Origin of the sequence: Streptomyces sp. NBC_00490 (genome assembly GCF_036013645.1) — a bacterium.
Taxonomy (GTDB): Bacteria; Actinomycetota; Actinomycetes; order Streptomycetales; family Streptomycetaceae; genus Streptomyces; species Streptomyces canus_F.
Genome location: NZ_CP107869.1, coordinates 3,657,442 through 3,681,834 on the forward strand (window position 1 = coordinate 3,657,442; position 24,393 = coordinate 3,681,834).

Genomic DNA, 24,393 nt, shown 5'->3' on the forward strand with positions numbered 1-24,393 from the left:
CTGTGATGCGACAAGCGAATGTCTAGCATGGCTCCCATGCCGTCTCCGCATGAGCTGCCCGATCTCTCCACCGTCTGGCTGCGCGCCTTCCTGGAAGTCGCCCGCCGGGGTTCCTTCACGGGCGCCGCCCGGAGCCTCGGCTGGACCCAGTCCGCGGTGTCCCGGCAGATCTCCTCGCTGGAGTCGGCGCTGGGCGGGGGCCCGCTCTTCGACCGGCTGCCGCGGGGCGTACGGCTCACCGAGGCGGGCCGGGTGCTCGTGCCGCACGCGGAGGCCGTCGTCGAGGCGCTGCACGGGGCCGGGCGCGAGCTGGCGGCGCTGCGCGAAGTGGCGGGCGGGAGGCTGCGGTTCGGGGCGTTCGCCACGGCCGACGCGGCGCTGGTGCCGCGTGCGCTGGGTGCCTTCCGCGAGCGGCATCCGCGCGTGCGGGTCTCCCGCGAGGAGGGGTTCACCCCCGCGCTCCTGGAACGGCTCGCCGCCGGGCATCTGGACCTGGCGGTGGTGTCCACGACGGGCGGCGCGCCGCTGGAGCCGTACACCCTCCACCACCTCCTCGACGAGTCCCTGTACGTCGCCGTCCCGGCCGCGCATCCGCTGGCGGACGGCGGTCCGGTCCGCCTCGGCCGACTCGCCGACGCCGACTGGATCTCCGGCAGCGCACGCCCGGAGGGCACGCTCCTGGACGCGGCCCTGCGCCAGGGCTTCCGGCCGCGCGTCGCCCACGTCGTCGCCGAGTGGACCGCCAAGCAGGGCTACGTCGCCGCGGGCCTCGGCGTGACCCTGGTCCCGGCGCTGGCGGCGGAGTCGGTTCGGCCGGACGTCGCCCTGCTGCCGGTCCTGGACGAGAGGGCACCGGCGCGGGCGGTGTACGCGGCGACCGTGCGGGGACGGACGCCGGCGCCCGCGGTGGAGGCGTTCGTGGGGGCGCTGCGGGAGGCCGTGCGGCGCATCCCGGGTTGCTGAGCGGTGTGCCAAGTGCGGTCGTCCGCGGCGCCATCGTGGCTGGTCGACTACGGCACGGACGAACGCCGAGGAACCCTCTTCCTGAGTCACACCCCATGGCGTAGACCACTTCCGTCACGCATACTGCCGCCGTCGGCACCACCACGCTCCCCACGGCGACGGAAGGCTGAACTCCCTTGAATTCCCTACGTGTTCGAGTCGGTGTGATCGGGTTCGCCCTGATGGCCGGGCTCGCGATACCCCAGGCCGCCGAGGCGGCTCCCACCGCCACCGTCGAGGAACAGCGGCTCGACAAGGCCGTTCCGCAGGAGATTCTGCGGCGGTCCGGATTCGACTCCGTGGCACCGGAGTTCGCGCGGGAGCTCGGCTCGGCGCGCAGTTATGCGCAGGCCCGCCGGATCGTCGTACGCGAAGGATCCGCGCTGTGGAAGCGGGCCGTCGACCGGGCGCAGGGGCGGGGGCCGGCCGGGGGTGATCTGAGCCGGGACGACGACCGGCCGCTGTACTGGGCGCGGTTGGGGATGACGCGGGAGGTGCGGACCTGGGAGCCGGGGTTCGGGCTGGGCGACGGGCAACGGGCCGCGCTGCTGGACGAGTTGGAGCGGACCTCGCGGGGGCAGACCGCCATCCGGTATCCGTCCGGGAAGGGGATCAAGCGAATCCTCGTCACCGGGTTCGATCCGTTCACGCTGGACCGGGACGTCCGGATCTCCAATCCGTCCGGGGCGACCGCGCTCGCGCTCGACGGCACGGTGATCGAGACGGCGCAGGGGCCGGCACGGGTGGAGACGGCCGTGTTCCCCGTGCGCTGGCGGGACTTCGCGGAGGGGACGGTCGAGCGGACGTTGCGGCCGTATCTGCGCAAGGCCGACCTCTTCACCACGGTCAGCCAGGGGCGGGTCGGTCGGTTCGACGTCGAGCGGACCAACGGGGCCTGGCGGGGCGGGTTCCCGGACAACGAGAACATCTCCCGGACGGAGACCGTCCCCGTCACCGATCCGGCCTCGCAACCGCAGTGGACGACGACGACCCTGCCGTACAAGGACATGGTGGCGGCGAGCACCGGGCGCTTCCCCGTGTACGACAACACGAGCGTGACCGAGATCCCGGCGGGAGCGACGGAACCCGTCGTACGGGCCGACGGGCCGACGGCGGGGTCGACGGCCCGGGCCGGGGGCGGCGGGGACTATCTGTCGAACGAGATCGCCTACCGGGCCACGCTGTTGCGGGACCGGCTGGGGCTGCACGACAAGCTGCCGGGTGGGCATGTGCACACGCCCGTGCTCCAGTTCGCCACCGGCAACACCACCGAGGTCACCGACCCCGAGTTCGTGCGGAACCGGCTGGACATCATCGCCCAGGTGCGGTCGCTCGTGACCGTGGCGGTCAATGAGACGGGGCGAACGCGAGACTGACGCCGAGGCCGGCCAGGACCGAGCCGATCACCTTGTTGAGGATCTTCTGGCCGCGGAGCATCAGGGTGCGCATGCGGTCGTGCGAGAAGAAGACCGCGACGACGCCGAACCACAGCAGGTGGGCCAGCGACATGAACAGGCCGTAGCCCACCTGCTGGTGGACGGGGGTGCCGGGGCTGACGACCTGGGCGAAGGTCGAGACGACGAACAGGGTCGTCTTCGGGTTGAGGACGTTGGTGAGGAAGCCGGAGCGCAGGGCCTTCAGCGGGGTCAGGTCCGACGTGGTCTCCAGGTCGACCCGGACCTCGCTACGGGTGCGGAAGGTGCGGACGCCGATGTAGACGAGGTAGGCCGCGCCGACCAGCTTGATCACCGTGAACAGGAAGGTGGAGGAGGCGATCAGCAGGCCCACGCCGAGCATCGTGTAGGTGACGTGCACGAGGACGCCGACGGCGACGCCGAGCGCGGCGAGCAGGCCGGTGCGGCGGCCGTGGAGGTAGCTGTTGCGGACGACCATGGCGAAGTCGGCGCCGGGGGCGATGACGGCCAGGACGGTGATGACGGCGACGGCGAGTATCTCGGTCACGAGGTGATCCCCTCCGTGTCGTTGTCGTTGTCGTCGGAGTCCTCGCGGGTCTCCTCCCCGAGCAGTTCCCTGGCCATCAAAGTGGCGCCCGCGACCGCGCCCGGCATCAGGAACACCGCGACGAACGGCACCAGAAACGCCACGGCGAGGGGGGTGCCGAAGCCCCAGATCAGGGTCTTGCGGGAGCGGAACAGGGCGAGGCGGTCGCGGAGTTCGACGCCGCGGCGCTGGAGGGCCACGGCGGCGAGTTCCTCGGTGAGGAAGAAGCCGGTGACGAAGAAGCCGATCACCGGGACGACGGTCTGTCCGACGAACGGGATGAAGCCGAGGGCGAAGAGCAGGACCGCCCACAGCAGGGCACGGACCACGATCCGCAGGCTGTCGCGGCCCGAGATCCACAGCTCGCGCCACAGGGGCAGGCCGGACTCGGGGGCGGTGCCGTCCGGGGACACATCGCGGTCGACCTTCTCCGAGAGGCTCTCGTAGAAGGGCTGGCCTATCAGGAGCGTGACCGCGGTGAAGGTCAGGACCGCGAGGAGGAGGGCGAGGGCCCACAGCACGACGGTGAGGAAACCGCGGAAGAGGCCGAGCCAGGGGCTGGACCAGTCGTCGGCGAAGGGGGTGGCCCAGCCGATGAAGTCCTCGCCCCAGACCGCGAGCGAGACGAGCGCCGCCGCGTAGAGAACGAGGGTGATCAGGCCAGGGATCAGCCCGAAGCCGTACTGCTTGCCGTGCCGGGCCACCCAACGCTGGCCCTTCAGCAGATAGGTGAAGCCCACCCCAAGATCGCGCATGGGGGAACTCTATCGGGCGCCGGGGACAGGGTTCCCGGCCGTGCACGGCCCTGAATTACGCCCCCGTTCCGGTGGCTCGGCTCAGCGGGGCCCCTCCTGATCACCCCGGGACCACCGCCACCACCACCCCCCGCTCATCCGCCGGACTCACCGCCGCCTGCACCCGTACCGCCGCCGCCCGGGCCACCCGGCCCGCACGCGACGCCCCGGCCAGCAGCACCGGCTGGAGCTGCTCGAGGCCCGCCACCAGCAGCTCCTCCCCGGCGATCAGTACCGGGCGGGCCGCCTTCGTGGTCGCCGCCGCCGCTTCCGTGAGGTCGGCGAGGGGCTGGAGGGAGGCACGGACCACGCCCGCGCCCGCGGCGGCCGCACGTTCCGCCAGGGCGAGCTGGAGCGGCATCAGAGGGGCCAGCGCCGCGGTCAAAGCGTCCGCGATGCGGCGGAGTTCGGGGGAGGAGTCGCGGAGGATCTCCGCCGCCGTACGGATCACCGGGGTCAGCGCGAGCAGGGTGCCCGCCGCCAGCCCGGCCGCCGCGGGCAGCAGCGGGGACATCGCCTCCACCAGGTCGCCCAGCGCGGTCGCGAACTCCTCCACCGCCGGCTCCACCGCGTCCAGCACCGGCAGCAGGCTGTCGCCCAGCGCCGTCAGCAGGGCCTGGGCCGGTTCGCTGACCGGGTGGACGGCCAGGGGAGCGCCGCTCGTGCCGAGCCGGGTCAGGGTGTCCACGATCCGGTAGAACGCCTCCTGCGCCTGCGGCGACGCGCTCGCCTCCGCCAGCTCCGCCGTCGTCTCGCGCAAAACCCGCAGCACCTCCTGGCCGGAACCGTCCCTGGGGTCGAAGGTGTTGATCGCGATCTTCGTGATGTTCCCGGCCGTGTCCAGGAGTTGGCCGGTGATGTCGCTGGTGCTGCGGGCCATGCGCAGCACTTCTTCCCTGCTGGGGAAAGGGGGGATCGATGCCATGAGGAGCTCTCCTCGTGTTGCCGGACAAGCCGCCGTTGCCGGGTCCGTCGCCGGGTGTCCCGAGCTCAGCATGCCCCGTCCGGGCCCCCCGGGATGCGCCATCCGGGGCATCCGTGACACGAACTCCCTCTTGTTCCGGTTGAGTCGAACAGGTACATGTCGCCGTACCGATCTCAGGAAGCTCCCGGAGGAGGTACGACGCGTGCGCACCACGAGAACCGCACCCGCGAGACCCGTACTGATCGCCGCCCTCGCCCTCACCGCGGCAGGCTCACTGCTGCTCACCCCGCACACGGCCGGCGCGGAACCCGCGCCGCCCGTCACCCGGGACGGGGCCCCGCTCGACCAGCGGGCCGCACAGGCCCCCGCGAGCGCCGCCAGGAGGGCCCTCGCCGACGAACAGACGGCCGGTGGCGCGGTCCTCGGCTACCCCCGCGAGCGGCTCCTCTCCCCCGACCCGGAGAACCCCGCCGACAAGTCCATCAAGCTCGGCCTCACCCCGTACCACGCGATCGCCCCGAAGCTGAACGCCGTCCAGGCCCTCGGCGACCGCGTCAGCGTCGAGGTCGCCGGACGGTCGGCCGGCGGGCACCGGCTCTACCTCGTGACCGTCACCGCACCCGAGACGGTCCGCCAGGCCCGCGCCCAGGAGCGGATGCGCGACCTCATCGAGAACTCCCCCGCGCAGGCCGCCAAGTCGCCCGAGATCAAGGCCGGTTACAAGGCGCCCGTCTTCTTCAACAACAACATCCACGGCAACGAGTGGGAGGGCACCGACGCCTCCCTGAAGCTCATCGAGCAGCTCGCCACCGCCACGGACGCCAGGACCCGGGACCTGCTCGCCCACTCCCGGCTCTACTTCAACATCACCGCCAACCCGGACGGCCGGATCGCCGGCACCCGCGCGAACGCCAACGGCTTCGACATGAACCGGGACTTCGTCACCGCCTCGCAGCCCGAGGTGCGGGCGATGCGGCAGATCGAGATCGACAAGCAGCCCGCCGTCATGCTCGACCTGCACGGCTACGTCAACGGCACCCTCATCGAGCCCACCACTCCCCCGCACGGCGAGAACTACGAGTACGACCTCTTCCTGAAGAACACCTACGCCAACGCCCTCGGCATGGAGGCCGCCGTCAACGGCCTCGGCTACACGCCCGCGAAGGACGGGGTGCAACCCGCGCAGATCCCCTTCCGGGACCAGGAGGAGGGCTGGGACGACTGGCCGCCGATCTTCACCCCGCAGTACGCGGCCTTCCACGGCACGGTCGCCGCGCACACGGTCGAGATCCCGCTGCAGGTGAACAACGCGGCCTACGACAGCCTGCCGGTGGCGGAGCTGCGGCGCCGTTCGGCCGTCAACGTGGACGTCGCCGGGGCCGCCATCCGCGCCACGCTCGACTTCGTCCGGGCCCACCGCACCGCGCTGGTGAACGACCAGATCGAGGTGTTCCGCCGCGGGGCCACGGGCGCCGCACAGGTCCCCGTCTCCTCCGAGACGGTCCCCGGAGTCCCCGGCATCGGCCCCGAGGACGTCTACACGACCGTCTTCCCGCGCGCCTACGTCCTGCCCGGCGGCCCGAAGGCCACCGCCACCGCCCGCCTGGTCGACCACCTCCTCGCCAACGACGTCCGCGTCACCCGCGCGAGCCACGCCTTCCGGCTCGGCGGAAAGACGTACGCGAAGGGCTCGTACGTCGTCGACATGCACCAGCCCAAGCGGGGCCTCGCCAATGTGCTGCTCGCCGACGGACGGGACATCAGCGACAAGGTCTCGGTGATGTACGACATCTCGGGCTGGAGCCTGGGCCGGCTGTGGGGCGCCACGGTGGAGCCGGTGCCGACCGGGACCCTCAAGGGCCTTCCGCTGCGGTCGGTCAGCGAGGCCGCGGCCGTCGGCCATGTCGCCCCGCGCGGCACCCTGCGCCTCCGCCTGGACGACCCGCAGGCGATCGCCGCCGTCAACTCCCTTCTCCAGCAGGGTGTTCCGGTACGGCGGACAGCCGACGGCGGCAGCGCGATCGTCCCGGCGTCGGCGCGGCAGAAGGCGGCCGAACTGGCCCGGACGTACGACGTGGCCTTCGACGCGACGACCCTCACCGGCACCCAGCCCCTCCACCGCACCCGGGTCGCCGCCGCCGTGACCTCCGGTGAGCTCTTCGCGCTGCGTGAGATGAACTTCGAGGTCACCCCGGTCTCGACGGCCGTCGCCAACGCGGGCTTCGACTGGTCGTCGGCGGACGTCCTGTTCGTGTCCACGGGGCTGGAGTACGGCGGTCTCACCCCGTCCGCCCGTACGGCCCTGGACGCCTTCCTCGACGCTGGTCACGGTCTCGTCGGGCGCGGGGTCACCGGAGCCGAACTCGCCACCGCCACCGGCCTGCTGGCCGCGAAGCCGGTCGAGGGCAACGGGGACGCCAACGGTGTGGTGCGGGTGGTGAACTCGGGGCCGGTGACCGCCGGCGCTCCCGGGCACGGTTTCGTGTACGCGCCCGTCTGGTTCACGGACCTCGGCCCGCAGGTCCGCGTGGAGCAGTCGTACGCGACCGGGAACCCCCTCGTCTCCGGGCACTGGCGCCCGTCGGCGGACGGCGGTGGCGGACCCCTGGCCGCAGCCGGACAGCCCTCGGTCGTCAGCGGTCCGCAGTCGGTCCTGTTCGGCACCGAGCCCCTCTTCCGGGATCATCCGAAGGGAGAATTCCCGCAGGTCGCAGGGGCGTTGTTCCGCATGGCCGACGCCGGCTAGCGGTGTGGATCAGTCAAGGAGAGCGGATGACACAGGAGATACACGGCACCGTCGCCGACGGCTTCGAGGCGGTGCGCGAGGAGTTCGCCGCGGTCGTGGCCGGTGAACGCCCCGACTACGAGGGCCAGTTGTGCGCGTACGTCCATGGCCGCAGGGTCGTGGACCTGTGGACGGGCGACGGCAACGACGCCGACTCCCTGCACGCGGTGTTCTCGTCGACGAAGGGTGCCGCGTATCTCGTGGCCGCTCTCCTCGTCCAGGACGGCACGCTCGAACTGGACCGCAAGGTGACGTACTACTGGCCGGAGTTCGCGGCCGAGGGCAAGGGCGCGCTGACCCTGCGCGAGCTGATCACGCACCGGGCCGGGCTGGTCGGTCTGGACGCCGGGTTCAGCCGGGAGGAGCTGGCCGACGACCGGGCGATCGCCGAACGCCTCGCCGACCAGCGGCCGTTCTGGCGCCCGGGCACCGCCTTCGGCTACCACGCCTTGGTGATCGGCGCGCTCACCGGCGAGGTCGTACGCCGGGCGACGGGCCGTTCGATCCAGGAGCTGTGGGAGGAGCGGATCCGGGCCCCGTACGGCCTGGACTTCCACCTGGGCCTGCCCGCGGCCCTGGAACCGCGCTACCGCTCCGCGCAGCCGATGATCCCCACGCCCGTCCAGCAGGCCGAGATCGATGCCACCCCCACCGGCCCGCACACCCTGGCGTCGATCGCGTTCAACACCCACGTGCCGGACCCGGGTGACCTGCTGGAGTACATCAACTCCCGTACCGTGCGGGCCAAGGGCCCGGCGTCGGCGGGCGGGGTGGCGGCCGCGCGCGGGCTCGCCGGAATGTACGCGGCGGCGATCAGCGAGGTGGGCGACCGGCCACCCCTCCTCAAGCCGGACACGATCGCCGAGGTCGGCCAGATCCACTCCACCGGCTACGACCTGGTGGCCCGCCAGCACCGCTCCTTCGGCCTGGGCTTCCAGGCGATCGCCGACAGCCGTCACCCGTTCCTGGGCGCCGGCACCTTCGGGCACAGCGGCGCGGGCGGCTCCCAGGCCTTCGCCGACCCGTGGAGCGGCCTCGCCTACGGCTACACCCGGCGCCGGCTCGCCTTCCCGGGCGGGGCGGCTCCGGAGAACGACCGGCTGGTGAGGGCGGTGCACACCGCGGCGCTGGCGAGCTGACGGACGCCAACAGCGAAGGCCGCACCCCACGTCCAGGGGTGCGGCCTCCTTCATGTCGCCGATCGGATCAGACCAGCGTCACGCTGATGTTGCCGCGGGTCGCCTTGGAGTACGGGCAGACCTGGTGGGCCTTCTCAAGGAGCTCCCTGGCGGTCCCGGCGTCGACGTTCGGGATCCGGGCCGAGATCTCGACGATGATCCCGAAGCCGTCGTCGTTCTTGCCGATGCCGACCTTCGCGGTGACCGTCGAGCCGGAGATGTCGGCCTTCTCCAGACGGGCGACGACGCCGAGGGCGCCCTGGAAGCAGGCGCTGTAGCCGGCGGCGAACAGCTGCTCGGGGTTGGTGCCCTCGCCGCTGCCGCCCATCTCCTTGGGCGGGTTCACGACGACGTCGAGCCTGCCGTCCTCGGTGACCACCCGGCCGTCGCGACCGTTCTCGGCGGTGGCGACGGCGGTGTAGAGGACGTCGGTCTGCTGGATGGACATGCGGTGTCTTCCTCCTAGGTCCGCCGCGCTCGCGCCCACGATCGACGACGGGTTTCGGAAAGAAGTTACCGCATGCCGGAAACCGACAGAAGATGTCAGACCTTGACGATCATCTTCCCGGTGTTGTCGCCGCGCAGGACGCCGAGGAAGGCCTCCAGGTTGTTCTCGATGCCCTCGACGACGGTCTCGCGGTACTTCAGCGCGCCCGAGGCGACCCAGGGGCCGACCTCCTGGACGAACTGGGACTGGAGGTCGTAGTGGTCGCTGACCAGGAAGCCCTCGATGCGGCCGCGGGTCGCGATGAGCCGGGCGAGGTTCTTCGGGCCGGGGGCGGGCTCGGTGCTGTTGTAGACGGAGATCATGCCGCAGACGGCGATGCGGCCACCCTCGTTGAGGGAGCCGATCGCGGCCTCCAGGTGGTCACCGCCGACGTTGTCGAAGTAGACGTCGACACCGTCGGGAGCGGCGGCGCGCAGCTGCTCGCTCACCGGGCCGCTCTTGTAGTTGAAGGCGGCGTCGAAGCCGTACTCCTCGACGAGGAGCTTGACCTTGTCGTCGGACCCGGCCGAGCCGATGACCCGCGAGGCGCCCTTGAGCTTGGCGATCTGACCGACCTGGCTGCCGACGGCACCGGCCGCGCCGGACACGAAGACGCTGTCGCCCTCCTTGAAGACGGCGGTGCGCAGCAGGCCGGCGTAGGCGGTGAGGCCGGTCATGCCGAGGACACCGAGGTACGTCGACAGGGGCGCGGCCTCCGGGTCGACCTTCACGGCCTGCGCGGCGTCGAACGTGGCGTACTCGCGCCAGCCGCCGAAGTGCAGGACATGGTCCCCGACGGCTATGCCCTCCGCCTCGGAGGCGACGACCTCGCCGACGGCGCCGCCCTGCATCACCTTGCCGAGCTCGAAGGGGGCGACGTAGGACTTCGCGGCGCTCATACGGCCGCGCATGTACGGATCGACGGACAGGTACTTGTTCCGTACGAGCACCTGACCCTCGGCGGGCTGCCGGACCTCCGCCTCGACCAGGGCGAAGTCCTCGGGCTTGGGCCAGCCGACAGGGCGGGAGAGGAGGTGCCACTCGCGGTTGATCATGACGGAACCTTTCAGATTTACTTCAGTACCTTAAACAACCATGCTCCTGAATATTTCAGGTTGTCAAGTAATGGGGGTACGCTGGGGCCATGGCCACACCACAGAAGACCGCTCGTCCCGACGCGCTGACCCTCGAGGTCGTCGAGCTGATCGGGGACGTCGTGGCCCGTTTCTACGCGGATTTCGAGGACGCTGCGGCGGAGCATGCGCTGACCGGGGCGCAGGCTCGGCTGGTGAGTCTGCTGGCGCTGGAGCCGTTGCCGATGCGGAAGCTGGCGCACAAGCTGCGGTGTGAGCCGTCCAATGTCACCGGGATCGTGGATCGGCTGGAGTCTCGCGGGCTGGTGGAGCGGCGGCCGGATCCTGCGGATCGGCGGGTGAAGCTGGCGGCGGTGACGGAGGAGGGGCGGGCGGTGGCTCGCAGCCTTCGGGAGTCGTTGCGGTTCGCTCGGGAGCCGTTGGCGGGGTTGTCCGATGCGGAGCGGACGGTTTTCCGGGATCTGTTGCGGCGGATGCTGGGGGTTTGAGCCGGGGGGTTCCTCGCCCCCGCCGCCCCTACCCGTCCCATCCTCCAGGGGCGCTGCCCCTTCGACCCCGGTCCCTGGGGGCTCCGCCCCCAGACCCCCGTCGGCCCTGAAGGGGCCTCGTCCTCAAACGCCGGACGGGCTGAAAGACATGGGTGGGTGGGGGATCGGGACGGCAGACCGTCATCCTCAGAGGCCGGACGGGTTGAAATGCCTGGGCCAGCGTCGCGGGGCACAGACGCCTGCGGGTGGGTGGGAATCGGGACGGCAGGGCCTCGTCCTCGGACGCCGGGCGGGTTGAAAGACACGGGTGGGTGGGGGATCGGGACGGCAGATCCCCGTTCCCGGGCGCCGGGCGGGCTGAAAGACACGGGTGGATGGGGGATCGGGACGGCGAGGCCCTCGTCCTCGGGCGCCGGGCGGGTTGAAATGCCTGGGCCGGCGTCGAGAGGCGGAGCTCTCTCCGCACTCGCCCTCGGATGCCGACCGGGCCGGAAAGTGCGGGGCAGCGCCGACAGGCGCGGGACGATGGCAGACCCTCGTCCCCGGACGCCGGGCCGGCCGCCACCGTAGGGCCGTCGCCGTCTCCTGGGACCCCCGACGGGGCACCACCCGCGCCTGCGCAACGGCCAGAAGGGGACGTACCGGGGGGTGTCCGCCCGCAGCGTCGGGCGACCAACCAAGAGCACATCCCCAACCCACAGCACCGCCCGACCGAGGACGGACACCCCCCGGTGCGGCACCGACCCACAACCGGACCGGCATGCGCGACGCACGCCCCCACCGAAGCCGCCACGGGCCGCCGCAGGCATCCACCCGGCTAGGTGCACCACCACAGGAAGCGTTCGCAGGTCTGGGTCGGGGACGGGGCTGGGGTCGGGACCGATGTCGTGGGGGCCGACGTGGGGGTCGCGGAGGACGCCGGGGTCGTTGCCGCCGGGGCGGATGTGGCGAGGTTCGGGGCGGAGGCTCCCGCGGACTGGGTGCCCTTGTCGGGGTCCTCGGACTCCGAGGCCGAGGCCGAGGCCGACGGGGACTTCGAGGCGTCCGGTGATGCCGAGGGCGGCGGGACCGTTCCGTTCTCGTCCGTCCGTGGCTCGGTCGGCTTGCTCGCCTCCGCCTCGGCCGCACCCTCCGCCGACTCGCCCCCCGCCGCGGCAGGCGTCGACGACGAGCCAGGAGCGTCCATGCCGAGCTCCGCCAGACTCAGACCACCGGCGGCAAGCAGAAAGCCCGCCGCGATGAGCAACGTCCGCCGGCGCCGACGCCGATGCGCCGCCGCTTTGCGGTCACGGCGACTCGTACCACCGGCGGCATCGCCCTCGGCGTCGTCCTCGAACTCGTCGGAGTCGGAGTCGTCGTAGCCCTCGGGCTCCTCATCGACCTCGACCGCTCTGCCACCCCTGCCCCGCGCACGTCTTCGCGCCGCCCGACCACCACCCGCGGGCACATCCAGGGCCTCGGCCTCGGTCCGGTCGCCGCTCTCCGCACTCTCCGAGGCACCACCGCTCTCGGACCCGTCGCCGTACGCCTCATAGGCGTAACCATCCACCCCCGCACCCGACTGCTGCTGGGCAGCGGCATACGGCTGGGCCGCGTACGCGTGGAGTTGTTGAGCTGAGGTGCCGCAGCCCGGGCAGGCGAGGGCTCCGTTGAGGTGCCTTCGGCACGGGAGGCAGTAGTCCATGACGCGGGAAGATTAAGTTCCTGAGCGGCGACGTTCCTAGAGATTGCTGTGAAGGTTGTGTGGGGAACCGGCCGTTCCGGCGCGGCGAGTTGAGGATCTTCTGCCCTCAAGCCACCTCATCGCATCGAAAGCGACATCGCGCCGGAGCGGACCGGCTTCCCCTCCGCTCACGTTTCCTTACGGGTCGTCATGACGCGCTGGATCAGGATGAACGCACACAGCAGCACACCCGTGGCGATCTTCGTCCACCAGGAGCTGAGCGTGCCCTCGAACTGGATGATGCTCTTGATCAGCCCGAGGACGAGGACGCCGAACAGCGTGCCCACGACATAACCCGAGCCACCCGTCAGCAGCGTGCCGCCGATGACCACCGCGGCGATCGCGTCGAGCTCCATCCCCACGGCGTGCAGCGGGTCGCCGGACTGGATGTAGAGCATGAAGAGCAGGCCGGCGAGGGCCGAGCAGAAGCCGCTCATCGTGTAGACCGCGATCTTCGTGCCGCCCAGCGGCAGACCCATCAGCAGGGCCGACTGCTCGTTGCCGCCGATGGCGTAGATCCGGCGTCCGAAGCGGGTGTAGTGGAGGAGGTAGAACGCCGCGGCAAGGACGAGCAGCGCCACGACGGCACCGATCGACAGGTCCCCCACGCCCAGCGACACCCGCGTCTCGGCCAGACTGCTCACGGCCGAGTCGGTGATGGCGATCGACTCCTTGCTGATGACCAGGCACAGGCCCCGGAAGAGGAAGAGGCCCGCCAGCGTCACGATGAACGGCTGGATCTCGAAGTTGTGGATCACATAGCCCATGAGGAAGCCGCCGAACGCGCCCACGCCCAGGGATATGGGGATGACGACCAGCAGCGGCAGGCCCACGTCCTGCACCAGCCACGCCGTGAGCATCGTCGTGAAGCCGATCACCGAGCCCACGGACAGGTCGATGCCGCCGGACATGATGACGAAGGTGGCTCCGACGGCGGCGACCAGGAGATAGCTGTTGTCGATGAACAGGTTGAGGAACACCTGCGAGTCGCCGAAGCCGTAGTTCACATAGCGGCTCAGTCCGCCGATGTACATCGCGAGGAACAACGCCGCCGTGACCAGGACGGGCAGCCGCCGGTCACCGAGCAGGCGCGAGGCCTTGGACGGCGTACGGGTCTGCGGCGTCGTGGGGGTCTTGGTGGTCGTACTCATCACGACACCTCCATCTTGGGAGCGGAGTCGGCGGGCTCGGCGACCGCGGCGGGCGCCGCCGGGGCGGCGGTCTTCGCACGGGCGCCGAAGACCTTGGCGCGGAACTTCGGGGACTGGAGGAGGCAGACGACGATGACGACGGCGGCCTTGAAGACCAGGTTGGTCTGGGTCGGGACGCCGATCGTGTAGATCGTGGTGGTCAGGGTCTGGATGACCAGGGCTCCGACCACCGTGCCGCCGATCGAGAACCGGCCGCCGAGCAGCGAGGTGCCGCCGATCACGACGGCGAGGATCGCGTCGAGCTCGATCCACAGGCCGGCGTTGTTGCCGTCCGCGGCCGAGGTGTTGGAGCTGATCATCAGGCCCGCGATGCCCGCGCACAGGGCGCAGAAGACGTACACCATGATCTTGATACGGCGGGAGCGGATGCCGACCAGACGGCTGGCCTCGGCGTTGCCGCCGACGGACTCGACGAGCAGGCCGAGGGCCGTACGGCGGGTCAGCGCCACCGTGACGGCGACCACCGCGGCCACCACGAAGATGGAGAAGGGCAGGGTCAGCCAGTAGCCGCCGCCGATCAGCTTGTACGGCTCGCTGTTGATGGTGATGATCTGGCCGTCGGTGATCAGCTGGGCCACGCCGCGGCCGGCGACCATGATGATCAGCGTCGCGATGATCGGCTGGATGCCCATACGGGCGACGAGGAAGCCGTTCCAGAGGCCGCAGACGACGGCCGCGATCAGGCCCACGCCCATCGCCAGCAGCACTCCGGCCAGGGCGTCCTGGTCGGACTGGTCGCTGATGTAGGAGCACGTCAGGGCGCCCGTGATGGCGACGACCGCGCCGACCGAGAGGTCGATGCCGCCGGTCGCGATGACGAGGGTCATGCCGACGGCCACCAGGATGAGGGGCGAGCCGAACAGCACGATCGAGACGAGGCTGCCGTAGAGGTGGCCGTCCGTCATGCGGATGGCGAAGAAGTCGGGTGTGAAGGGGACGTTGACGAGCAGCAGGGCCACCAGGACCACGATCGGCCAGAAGAGGTTGTGGCGCGTCAGTGCTCGCCAGCGGGAGGTGGTGGTCACTGCTGTTCTCCGCTCGCGATGGTCTCGAGGATCTTGCTGGTGGTGATCTCGGGCCCGTTGGTGAGCTGCGCGACCAGCTTGCGGTCGCGCAGGACGCCGATGGTGTGGCTGAGGCGGAGGACCTCCTCCAGCTCGGCCGCGATGTAGAGCACGGACATGCCGTCCTCGGAGAGGGAGACCACCAGCTTCTGGATCTCCGTCTTGGCGCCGATGTCGATGCCGCGCGTCGGCTCGTCGAGGATCAGCAGCTTCGGCTGGGTGATCAGCCAGCGGGCGAGGAGCACCTTCTGCTGGTTGCCGCCGCTCAACTGGCCCACGCGAGCCTCCGGGTTGGCGGGGCGGATGTCCAGCGCCTTGATGTACTTGGCGACCAGTTCGTCGCGCTGGGCGGTGGGGATGGGGCGGGTCCAGCCGCGGGACGCCTGGAGGGCGAGGATGATGTTCTCGCGGACCGTCAGGTCCGGGACCAGGCCCTCGGCCTTGCGGTTCTCCGAGCAGAACGCGACCCCGGCGCCGATGGCGTCGTTCGGGGCGCTCATCGCCACCTGCTTGCCGGCGATGGTGACCTTGCCGCTGTCGGGCTGGTCGGCGCCGAAGAGGAGCCGGGCCAGTTCGGTGCGGCCGGAGCCCAGCAGGCCCGCGAGGCCCACGACTTCGCCCTTCTTGATGTCCAGGTCGAAGGGGGCGATGCCGCCGCTCCGGCCGAGGCCTTCCGCCTTCAGCAGCGACTCGCCGACGTCCGCGTGGAGTTGGTGGTCGTGGAGCTCCTCCAGCTGGTCCAGGGCCTTGCCGATCATCAGCTCGATCAGCCCGACCTGGTCGAGGTCGCGCACCAGGTGCTCGCCGACGAGTGTGCCGTTGCGCAGGACGGTCATGCGGTCGCAGATCTCGTAGATCTGGTCGAGGAAGTGCGACACGAAGAGGATCGCGACGCCCTCGTCCCGCAACTGCCGCATCAGACGGAACAGTTCGAGGACCTCGTCGCGGTCGAGGCTGGAGGTCGGTTCGTCCAGGACCAGCACCTTGGTGCCGGAGCCCGAGCCGTCGCTGTCGCCGGTGCCCACCGACCGTACGATCGCGACCAGTTGCTGGACCGCGAGGGGGTACGAGGACAGGGGCGCGGTGACGTCGATGTCGAGGCCGAGGCGGTCGACGAGCTCCGCGGCCTCCTTGCGCATGCGCTTCCACTGGATGCGGCCGGCGCGGGTGGGTTCACGGCCGATGAAGATGTTCTCCGCCACCGACAGGTTGGGGCAGAGGTTGACCTCCTGGTAGACCGTGCTGATCCCGGCCTGCTGCGCCTGCAGCGGGCTGCCGATCCGTACGGTCTTGCCGTCGAGGGTGATGGTGCCGCCGTCCAGGGAGTAGACCCCCGTCAGCACCTTGATCAGGGTGGACTTCCCGGCCCCGTTCTCGCCCATCAGGGCGTGGATCTCGCCGGGGAAGAGCCGGAAGTCGACGCCCGACAGAGCCCTTACCCCCGGAAACTCCTTGACTATGCCCGTCATCTCCAGGACGGGCTGCGGCTCTGCCATGGCAGCGCTCCTCTTGAACTCGTGCAATCGGTTCAGGCCCGCGGGGAGCCTCCGTGCCCCGAACCGAGCGGAACTCGGTCCGGCGGGAGGCTCCCTGCCGGTGGTGCGGTCGGTCTCACCGCGCTCGGCCACTACGGCGGCCGCCCACTCACTACAGCGATCAGTTCGGCACCGCGACCAGTCAGCACCGCCGCCCGGTCAACGCCCCCAATCGGCAGGCACCACCAGTCGACAGTCGCCCCCAATCGGTCGGCGCCCCGGCGGCTCAGCACCGCCGGTCGGCAGACACCGCCGCTCGATCGGCACCCCCGGTCGGTCGGCACCGCCACTCGGTCAGTACCGCCGCTCGGCAAGCACCGCCAGTCGGTCGGCACCCCCAATCGGCAAGCACCGCCGCTCGGTCAGCACCACCAGTCGGCAAGCACCGCCGCTCGGTCAGCACCCCCGGTCGGTCAGCACCGCCAGTCGGCAAGCACCGCCAGTCGGTCGGCACCCCCGGTCGACGGACACCGCCGCTCGGCAGGCACCGCCGCTCGGCAGGCACCGCCGGTCGGTCGGCACCCCCAGTCGATCGGCACCCCCGGTCGACGGACACCGCCGCTCGGCAAGCACCGCCGCTCGGCAGGCACCCCCGCTCGGCCAGCACCGCCAGTCGGCAAGCACCCCCGGTCGGTCGGCACCCCCGGTCGACGGACACCGCCGCTCGGCAAGCACCGCCGCTCGGCAGGCACCCCCAATCTGTCGGCACCGCCAATCGGCAAGCACCCCCGGTCGGTCAGCACCCCCGGTCGGTCGGCACCGCCGGTCGGCAGGCACCCCCGCTCGGCCAGCACCGCCAGTCGGCAAGCACCCCCGGTCGGTCAGCACCCCCGGTCGGTCGGCACCGCCACTCGGTCAGTACCGCCACTCGGCAGGCACCCCCGGTGGTCGGCGCCACCAATCGGCAAGCACCGCCGCTCGGTCGGCACCGCCGCTCGGCAGGCGCCCCCAATCTGTCGGCACCGCCAATCGGCAAGCACCGCCGCTCGGCAAGCACCGCCGGTCGGGCAGTGTCCCCGCTCGGCAGGCGCCGCCAGTCGGCAGGCGCCCCCGGTCGGTCAGTACTTGCGGTTGGGGAGGGCGGCCTTGGCCTGGTCCTGCATGAAGTCGCTTTCCTTGGTCTTGATCCAGCGCTCGACCGAGCCGCCTTCGTGGACCGTCTTGACGACCTCCATCAGCTGGGGGCCGAGCAGCGGGTTGCACTCGACGATGGCGTTGATCTTGCCCTCGGACATGGCGATGAAGCCGTCCTTCACGCCGTCGACCGTGACGATGAGGATGTCCTTGCCGGGCTTCTTGCCGGCCGCCTCGATGGCCTGGATGGCACCGATGCCCATGTCGTCGTTGTGGGCGTAGAGGACGTTGATGTCCGGGTTGGACTGCAGGAAGGCCGCCATGACCTGCTTGCCGCCGGCGCGGGTGAAGTCACCGGTCTGGCTGACGACGATCTTCCAGTCGTCCTTGTGGTCGGCGTCCATGACTTCCTTGAAGCCCTTGGCGCGCTCGATGGCGGGGGCGGCACCGGTGGTGCCCTCCAGCTGGGCGATCTTCACAGGGCCCTTGTGTCCGGCCTTCTCCAGGACCTTCTCCAGGATCTTGGCGGCGCGGCGGCCCTCGTCGGTGAAGTCGGAGCCGACCAGGGTGACGTACAGGGACTCGTCGGAGGTCTCGACCGAGCGGTCGGTGAGGACCACCGGGATCTTCGCGGCCTTGGCCTCCTTGAGCACCGCGTCCCAGCCGGTGACGACCACCGGGGAGAAGGCGATGACGTCGACCTTCTGCGAGATGTAGCTGCGGATGGCGGAGATCTGGTTCTCCTGCTTCTGCTGGGCGTCGGAGAACTGCAGCTTGTAGCCCGCCTCCTTGGCCGCGGACTTCACCGAGTCGCTGTTGGCCGTGCGCCAGCCGCTCTCGGAGCCGACCTGGGAGAAGCCGAGGGTGATCGTCTTGCTGCCGCCGCTGCCGGTGGAGTCGCCGGAGCCTTCGTCCTCCTTGGCGCAGGCGGCCAGGGTGCCTGCCGCCGCGACGCCGATGGCCGCGGTGAGGAAGTTCCTTCTGTTGAGCATGTTCTTCTCCTTTGAAGAGCCGGTCCGGGGAGGACCGTTGTTACTCGCGAGGACCGACTCACTGCGTCCAGCCTGTCGATCATTATTCGAAATATCGGTCACACTGGTGTACGAATTGTGACCGTTGGTTCCGTGTTGCCGTGTCAGTCGGGAGCGGTGCTGGCCCGGACGACGAGGTGGGGTTCGATGGCGACTCCGGGCGCCCCGGAGGGAGCCCGCCCCTCGATGAGGTCCAGCAGCAGGGCGATGCTGTGCTTGCCCACCGTCGCGAAGTCCTGCCGGACGGTGGTGAGCGGTGGAGCGAAGAACTCCGATTCCGGGATGTCGTCGAAGCCGACCACCGCGACGTCCTGGGGAGTGCGCACGCCCGCCTCACGCAGCGCCCGCAACGCCCCCAGTGCCATCTGGTCGTTGGCGACGAAGACGGCGGTGAGTCCACGGCCCACCCAGCCGGCCAGTTCCTGGCCCGCACGGTAGCCCGAAAGCGGACTCCAGTCCCCCCGCAGCGGCGTCGGCGGCTCGATGCCCGCCGCTTCGAGGGTCGCCCGCCAGCCGGTCTCCCGGTCGGCGGCCTCCTGCCAGTCCCCGGGCCCGGCGAGATGCCAGACCGTGCGGTGGCCGGCGGCCAGCAGATGGCCGGTGGCCAGGCGTGCGCCCAGCTGCTGGTCCACGTTGACGCTGGGGATCTCCGCACCGGACCCGGTCCCCACCGCCACCACCGGGAAGGGGTGGCGGAGTTCGGCGAGGGCCTCGACCGCGGAGCGCTGTGGAGCGAGGGCGATGACCCCCTCCACCCCGCCCTCGCTGAGATGGTCCAGGGCCTCGGAGAGCGTCTCCACCGCCAGTCTGCGCAGACTGACCGTCGAGACGGTGTACCCGGCGGCCCGCGCCGCGTCCTCCAGTGCGAACAGGGTGCTGGCCGGTCCGTAGAGCGTGGTGTTGGAGGCGACCACGCCCAGGGTCCGGGTCCGCCGGGTGACCAGCGCCCGGGCGGAGGAGTTGCGGCGGTAGCCCATCTCCTCGATCGCCCGCAGCACTCTGGCCCGTGTCTCGTCCCGGACGTTGGGGTGGTCCCCCAGCACCCGGGACACGGTCTGGTGGGACACGCCGGCGAGGCGTGCCACGTCGGCCATGGTGGGCGGCCGGAGCTGCACATGGTTCACGGTCGCACCCCCCTGGCGATCACTGATGAAAGCACCACCGACACGATGCTCGTACCTCCTCGGATGCCGGCCGGCATCGATCGGTGAATGCGGAGGTCATTGTGAGCGCTAACAATTCATGGCGGTCAAGAGGGCTGCAGCAGGGAAGGTGTCACGGTTGAATAACGCGCCTGGCTGGGAGAGTTGAGATGCCGGACGGTTGTGCACGTCACCAAAACCGTTACGCCGTTCGACCACCCGACCCATTGACACCCCCACCACGTCGTCCTTACGGTCGGGCCAGCATTTCGAACGTGAGCCGAAATTTCGAACAAGCTGGAAAGTACTAGGGAGTAGCTGACGTGCGCATCACGGGAATCAGCACGCACGTGGTCGGGACGCCATGGCGCAACCTGACCTACGTCCAGGTGCACACCGACGAGGGACTCACCGGAGTCGGCGAGACCCGCATGCTGGGCCACACCGACGCCTTGCTCGGCTATCTGCACGAGGCGAAGACCAACCACATTCTCGGGTCGGACCCGTTCGCTGTCGAGGACCTCGTCAAGCGGATGAAGTACGGCGACTACGGCCGGGCCGGCGAGATCGTGATGTCCGGTATCGCCGTGATCGAGATGGCCTGCTGGGACATCAAGGGCAAGGCCCTGGGCGTGCCGGTCTGGCAGTTGCTCGGCGGCAAGGTCACCGACAAGGTCAAGGCGTACGCCAACGGCTGGTACACCACCGAGCGCACCCCGGAGGCCTACCACAAGGCCGCCCAGGGGGTCATGGAGCGCGGGTACAAGGCGCTCAAGATCGACCCCTTCGGCACCGGGCACTTCGAGCTGGACCACGAGCAGAGCATGTACGCCGTCTCCCTCATCGAGGCCGTCCGGGACGCCATCGGCCCGGACGCCGAGCTGATGCTGGAGATGCACGGCCGGTTCTCCCCGGCCACCGCCGTGCGCCTGGCCCGGGACCTCGCCCCCTTCAAGCCCGCGTGGCTGGAGGAGCCGGTGCCGCCGGAGAACCTGAAGGCGCTGGAGAAGGTCGCCGCCAAGGTCGAGATGCCGGTCGCCACCGGTGAGCGGATCCACGACCGCATCGAGTTCCGCGAGCTCTTCGAGAGCCAGGCCGTGGACATCATCCAGCCCGACGTCGGCCACATCGGCGGCATCTGGGAGACCCGGAAGCTGGCCGCGACCGCCGAGACCCACTACATGCTGGTCGCGCCCCACAACGTGGGTGGACCGGTGCTGACCGCCGCCTCGCTCCAGGTCGGCTTCACCGCGCCGAACTTCAAGATCCTCGAGCACTTCAACGATTTCGCCGACGCGGACATCAAGAAGGTCGTCAAGGGCGCCCCGCAGGTCGTGGACGGCTACTTCCACCTCTCCGACGCCCCCGGGCTCGGAGTCGAGCTGGATGTCGACGCCGCCGCGGAGTTCCCGCAGCAGCAGGCCCGCTTCGACCTGTGGGCCGACGGCTGGGAGCAGCGCAAGCCGAAGGGCACCGAGCAGTGAGCACCGCCGTCGTCGTCGCGGCGCCCGGCGAGCACGAGCTCGTCGTACACACCCCTCGCGAGCCCGCGGCCGGGGAGGCCCTGGTCCGCGTCCACGCGGTCGGCATCTGCGGCAGCGACCGCGAGGTGTACCAGGGCAACCGGCCCGAGGGGTACGTCCGTTACCCGCTCACCCCCGGCCACGAGTGGTCCGGCACGGTCGAGGCGGTGGGGTCCGGGGTTCCGGCCTCGCTGGTCGGCCGCAAGGTGGTGGGCGAGGGCTTTCGCAACTGCCAGGTCTGCGACCGCTGCCACGCGGGTGAGACCACGCTGTGCACGGCGGGCTACGAGGAGACCGGGTTCACCCAGCCCGGCGCCATGGCCACCACGCTCACGCTGCCGGCCCGGCTGCTGCACGCCCTCCCGGACGACGCCGACCTGACGGCGGCGGCGCTGCTGGAGCCCGCCGCGTGCATCGCGGCCGCCGCGCTGAAGGCGAACGCGCGGCCCGGTGAGCGGGTCGCCGTGGTGGGCACGGGCACGCTCGGGATGTTCGCCGTGCAGTTCCTGAAGGCGGGCTCGCCCTCGGAGCTGCTGGTGGTCGGTACCCGCCCGGACCGTGCGGAGCTGTCGAAGAGGTTCGGCGCCACCGACTTCCGCACCCGGGACCAGGAGCTGCCCGACGACTTCGACGTCGTCATCGAGACCGCCGGGTCGGCGTCCGCCGCGAACACCGCGGCCGCGCTGCTCAGGCGCGGTGGCCGGCTCGTCCTCACGGGTATCCCGGCACCGGGTGCCGACGGCCTCGACCCGACCGATCTCGTCGTACGGCAGCTGGAGGTGCACACCGTCTTCGGGGCGCCGCCGGACGCCTGGGCGCACACCGTGCGGGTCTTCGGGGCCGGGCTGCTCGATCCGCTGCCGCTCGTCACGCACGAGCTGCCGCTGGATGAGTTTGCGCAGGCCATCGACTTGGTGGGGTCCGGCGACCCGAAGGTCGGAAAGGTCCTCCTGCGGCCGTGACACACCTCTGAGCCGTACGCCGGTGCGGGGTACCTGACGACTTCGTACCGGCGTACACCCAAGGCCTTCCCCAGAGCCGCGACCCTCGTCCGAAATATCGAACCTGAAGGACAGCTTGTGACCGAGACCACCGCCAGCGCGGCCCGACGACCCGGTGAGCAGGCGCTCGCTGCGCTCGGCCTGAACGCCCCCGCGCACGATCCCGCCGACGCCTCCCCGCACTCCTTCCCCGGAGGCGGCCGCTGGCGCACCGAAGTGCCCTCCGTGGAAGGCCCCGAGGCCCTCGCCGTGGTCCTCAAGGAGACCTCGCGGCTCGATGTGCCGGTGCACCGGGTCAGCCAGGGCAGCGGCGTGTGGATGCTCACCGACGCCGAGATCACCGAGATGGTGGAGGCGACCGCCGAGCGCGACATCGAGCTCTGCCTGTTCACCGGTCCCCGCGGCACCTGGGACATCGGCGGCTCGACCCGGACCGACTCCCGGGGCGGCGGGCTGCGCGCCCGGGGGCACGACGCGGTCGCCGGGTGCGTCGAGGACGCCGTCCGCGCCACCGAGCTGGGTGTGAAGTGCCTCCTCGTCGCCGACGAGGGCGTGCTGTGGGCGCTGCACCGGGCGCGGGTCGCCGGGATCATCCCGGCCGACACGACCCTGAAGGTGTCGGCGCTGATCGGACCGGTGAACCCGGCCGCGTACGCCGTCTACGAGAACCTCGGCGGCGACTCGATCAACGTACCCAGCGACCTGACACTGGATCACCTCACCGAGATCCGCCGGGTGTCGGGCGCTCCCATGGACATGTACATCGAGGCCCCCGACGACCTCGGCGGCTATGTGCGGATGTACGAGGTCGCCGAGCTGATCCGGCGCGGCGCCCCGCTCTATCTGAAGTTCGGCCTGTCGAAGGCTCCGGGGATCTACCCCTACGGGCATCACATGCGCGAGCTCACGCTGTCCACCGCCAAGGAAAGAGTGCGGCGCGGACGGCTCGCCCTGGACCTGCTCGCACGGCACGGAGCGGACGGCGACATGGCGCCGCTCGGCTCGCGACTGCCCGGCGCGCTCAAGCGATTCGAAACGCCTGCATAACGTTCCGGACAACGCCCCTTCACAGAAGTCCACGGAGTCACACAGACTCCGACACAACTTCTCTCGGTCGACCCCGCACCACCGACAGGCGCCCGCACCGCCGGATCGCCCCATGGCCTCTAGAACATCAAGGAAGATGATCATGCTGAACCGCAGAGCCGCCCTCTCCGCCATAGCCACCTCGGCCGTCCTCGCTCTCACCCTGTCCGCCTGCGGCCAGGACAGCGAAGGAGGCAGTGCGGAGGAATCGGGCAGCGCCAAGGGCGGCACCATCGGCATCTCGATGCCGACCAAGTCCTCCGAGCGCTGGATCGCCGACGGCAAGAACGTCGTGGCGGACCTGGAGGCCAAGGGCTACAAGACCAGCCTGGTCTACGGCGAGGACGACCCGGAGAACCAGGTCTCGCAGATCGAGAACCTGATCACCAAGGGCGTCAAGGCGATCATCGTCGCGGCGATCGACAACAAGTCCCTCAACGGTGTGCTCCAGCAGGCCAAGGACGCGAACATCCCGGTCATCGCGTACGACCGCCTCATCCTCGGCACGGCCAACGTCGACTACTACGCCTCCTTCGACAACACCAAGGTCGGCGAGCTCCAGGCCAACTACATCGTCGAGAAGCTCGGTCTGAAGGAGGGCAAGGGCCCCTTCAACATCGAGCTGTTCGCCGGCTCCAACGACGACAACAACACGAAGTACTTCTTCGGCGGCGCGATGAGCGTCCTGAAGCCGTACATCGACAGCAAGAAGCTGGTCGTCCAGTCCGGCCAGACGGGCCTCACCCAGGTCACCACGCTGCGCTGGGACGGCGCCACGGCGCAGAAGCGCATGGACGACATCCTCACCAAGTCGTACTCCAGCAAGAAGGTCGACGCGGTCCTCTCGCCGTACGACGGCATCTCGATCGGCATCCTGTCGGCGCTGAAGTCCGACGGCTACGGCACCAAGGCCAAGCCGCTCCCGGTCCTCACCGGCCAGGACGCCGAGCTCGCCTCGGTGAAGTCGATCATCGCGGGCCAGCAGACGCAGACCGTCTACAAGGACACCCGTGAGCTCGCCAAGGTCGCCGGCAGCATGGTCGACGCGGTCCTGAACGGCAAGAAGCCGGAGACCAACGACACCAAGACCTACGACAACGGCTCCAAGGTCGTCCCCGCCTTCCTGCTGAAGCCGGTGAGCGTCGACAAGAGCAACTACAAGCAGGTCCTGGTCGACGGCGGCTACTACACCGAGGGCGACCTCAAGTAGTCCTGCACCGCCTGTAGACAGAACAGAGATTGGAAGGCA

General features: G+C 70.3%; 20 protein-coding genes. 9 read left to right on the forward strand and 11 right to left on the reverse strand.

The annotated features are described in order from the left end of the window. Positions 1-27 precede the first annotated feature (27 nt). Together OG381_RS16575 and OG381_RS16580 are read left to right on the forward strand one after the other, a co-directional pair. The gene (locus OG381_RS16575; protein ID WP_443061898.1) at positions 28-963 is read left to right on the forward strand and encodes a LysR family transcriptional regulator; all 936 of its coding nucleotides are present in this window, start codon (positions 28-30) and stop codon (positions 961-963) included. Between the two features lie 176 nt (positions 964-1,139). Further along, complete coding sequence (locus OG381_RS16580) at positions 1,140-2,378, forward strand: pyroglutamyl-peptidase I family protein (protein ID WP_327716875.1); 1,239 nt, start codon at positions 1,140-1,142, stop codon at positions 2,376-2,378. Here the strand turns inward: OG381_RS16580 and OG381_RS16585 are convergent. From OG381_RS16585 to OG381_RS16595, 3 genes are all read right to left on the reverse strand, one after another. Beyond that, positions 2,350-2,964, reverse strand: a complete 615-nt coding sequence (locus tag OG381_RS16585; protein WP_327716876.1) for a LysE family translocator — start codon at positions 2,962-2,964, stop codon at positions 2,350-2,352. The genes OG381_RS16580 and OG381_RS16585 overlap by 29 nt on opposite strands. Next, positions 2,961-3,758, reverse strand: a complete 798-nt coding sequence (locus OG381_RS16590) for an EI24 domain-containing protein (protein ID WP_307031412.1) — start codon at positions 3,756-3,758, stop codon at positions 2,961-2,963. The genes OG381_RS16585 and OG381_RS16590 overlap by 4 nt, the downstream gene beginning before the upstream one ends. Before the next feature lie 100 nt (positions 3,759-3,858). Further along, entirely contained in the window at positions 3,859-4,722 is an 864-nt protein-coding gene (locus tag OG381_RS16595; RefSeq protein ID WP_327716877.1) for a hypothetical protein, read from the reverse strand. Between the two features lie 202 nt (positions 4,723-4,924). Between OG381_RS16595 and OG381_RS16600 the strand changes: the two genes are divergently transcribed. After that, positions 4,925-7,468: a M14 family zinc carboxypeptidase gene (locus tag OG381_RS16600; RefSeq protein ID WP_327716878.1), complete on the forward strand. Its 2,544-nt coding sequence runs from the start codon at positions 4,925-4,927 to the stop codon at positions 7,466-7,468. 26 nt (positions 7,469-7,494) lie between these two features. Next, a complete protein-coding gene (locus OG381_RS16605) occupies positions 7,495-8,646 on the forward strand; it encodes a serine hydrolase domain-containing protein (protein ID WP_327716879.1) in 1,152 nt (383 codons plus the stop codon). A gap of 67 nt (positions 8,647-8,713) precedes the next feature. Here OG381_RS16605 and OG381_RS16610 read toward each other — a convergent pair whose 3' ends face one another. Together OG381_RS16610 and OG381_RS16615 are read right to left on the reverse strand one after the other, a co-directional pair. Continuing rightward, the gene (locus tag OG381_RS16610) at positions 8,714-9,133 is read right to left on the reverse strand and encodes an organic hydroperoxide resistance protein (protein ID WP_327716880.1); all 420 of its coding nucleotides are present in this window, start codon (positions 9,131-9,133) and stop codon (positions 8,714-8,716) included. Between the two features lie 95 nt (positions 9,134-9,228). After that, positions 9,229-10,227: an NADP-dependent oxidoreductase gene (locus tag OG381_RS16615; protein WP_327716881.1), complete on the reverse strand. Its 999-nt coding sequence runs from the start codon at positions 10,225-10,227 to the stop codon at positions 9,229-9,231. 89 nt (positions 10,228-10,316) lie between these two features. Here OG381_RS16615 and OG381_RS16620 point away from each other — a divergent pair, with 89 nt between their 5' ends. Beyond that, positions 10,317-10,754 carry a MarR family winged helix-turn-helix transcriptional regulator gene (locus OG381_RS16620; protein WP_307031395.1) on the forward strand — a complete coding sequence of 146 codons (438 nt, stop codon included), beginning with the start codon at positions 10,317-10,319 and terminating at the stop codon, positions 10,752-10,754. 817 nt (positions 10,755-11,571) lie between these two features. Here the strand turns inward: OG381_RS16620 and OG381_RS49650 are convergent. The 6 genes from OG381_RS49650 to OG381_RS16655 form a co-directional block, all read right to left on the reverse strand. Continuing rightward, positions 11,572-12,438, reverse strand: coding sequence for an SCO2400 family protein (locus OG381_RS49650; protein WP_443061899.1), 867 nt, complete (start codon positions 12,436-12,438; stop codon positions 11,572-11,574). Positions 12,439-12,605: 167 nt separating this feature from the next. Further along, a complete protein-coding gene (gene yjfF, locus OG381_RS16635; protein ID WP_327716884.1) occupies positions 12,606-13,628 on the reverse strand; it encodes a galactofuranose ABC transporter, permease protein YjfF in 1,023 nt (340 codons plus the stop codon). Then, positions 13,628-14,713 (reverse strand): ABC transporter permease, encoded by a 1,086-nt coding sequence (locus tag OG381_RS16640; protein ID WP_306981888.1) that lies wholly within the window; start codon positions 14,711-14,713, stop codon positions 13,628-13,630. The genes yjfF and OG381_RS16640 overlap by 1 nt, the downstream gene beginning before the upstream one ends. Beyond that, the gene (locus OG381_RS16645) at positions 14,710-16,248 is read right to left on the reverse strand and encodes a sugar ABC transporter ATP-binding protein (RefSeq protein ID WP_327716885.1); all 1,539 of its coding nucleotides are present in this window, start codon (positions 16,246-16,248) and stop codon (positions 14,710-14,712) included. The genes OG381_RS16640 and OG381_RS16645 overlap by 4 nt, the downstream gene beginning before the upstream one ends. 1,097 nt (positions 16,249-17,345) lie before the next feature. Beyond that, positions 17,346-18,353 carry an ABC transporter substrate-binding protein gene (locus OG381_RS16650; RefSeq protein WP_327716886.1) on the reverse strand — a complete coding sequence of 336 codons (1,008 nt, stop codon included), beginning with the start codon at positions 18,351-18,353 and terminating at the stop codon, positions 17,346-17,348. A gap of 143 nt (positions 18,354-18,496) precedes the next feature. Next, positions 18,497-19,516: a LacI family DNA-binding transcriptional regulator gene (locus OG381_RS16655; RefSeq protein WP_327716887.1), complete on the reverse strand. Its 1,020-nt coding sequence runs from the start codon at positions 19,514-19,516 to the stop codon at positions 18,497-18,499. 341 nt (positions 19,517-19,857) lie between these two features. On the opposite strand from OG381_RS16655, the gene OG381_RS16660 reads away from it, so the two are divergent. From OG381_RS16660 to chvE, 4 genes are all read left to right on the forward strand, one after another. After that, positions 19,858-21,018 carry a mandelate racemase/muconate lactonizing enzyme family protein gene (locus tag OG381_RS16660; protein ID WP_327716888.1) on the forward strand — a complete coding sequence of 387 codons (1,161 nt, stop codon included), beginning with the start codon at positions 19,858-19,860 and terminating at the stop codon, positions 21,016-21,018. After that, the gene (locus OG381_RS16665; RefSeq protein ID WP_327716889.1) at positions 21,015-22,019 is read left to right on the forward strand and encodes a zinc-dependent alcohol dehydrogenase; all 1,005 of its coding nucleotides are present in this window, start codon (positions 21,015-21,017) and stop codon (positions 22,017-22,019) included. The genes OG381_RS16660 and OG381_RS16665 overlap by 4 nt, the downstream gene beginning before the upstream one ends. A 117-nt stretch (positions 22,020-22,136) precedes the next feature. Continuing rightward, the gene (locus tag OG381_RS16670) at positions 22,137-23,105 is read left to right on the forward strand and encodes a hypothetical protein (protein ID WP_327716890.1); all 969 of its coding nucleotides are present in this window, start codon (positions 22,137-22,139) and stop codon (positions 23,103-23,105) included. A gap of 142 nt (positions 23,106-23,247) precedes the next feature. Further along, positions 23,248-24,354: a multiple monosaccharide ABC transporter substrate-binding protein gene (gene chvE / locus OG381_RS16675; RefSeq protein WP_327716891.1), complete on the forward strand. Its 1,107-nt coding sequence runs from the start codon at positions 23,248-23,250 to the stop codon at positions 24,352-24,354. Positions 24,355-24,393 lie beyond the last annotated feature (39 nt).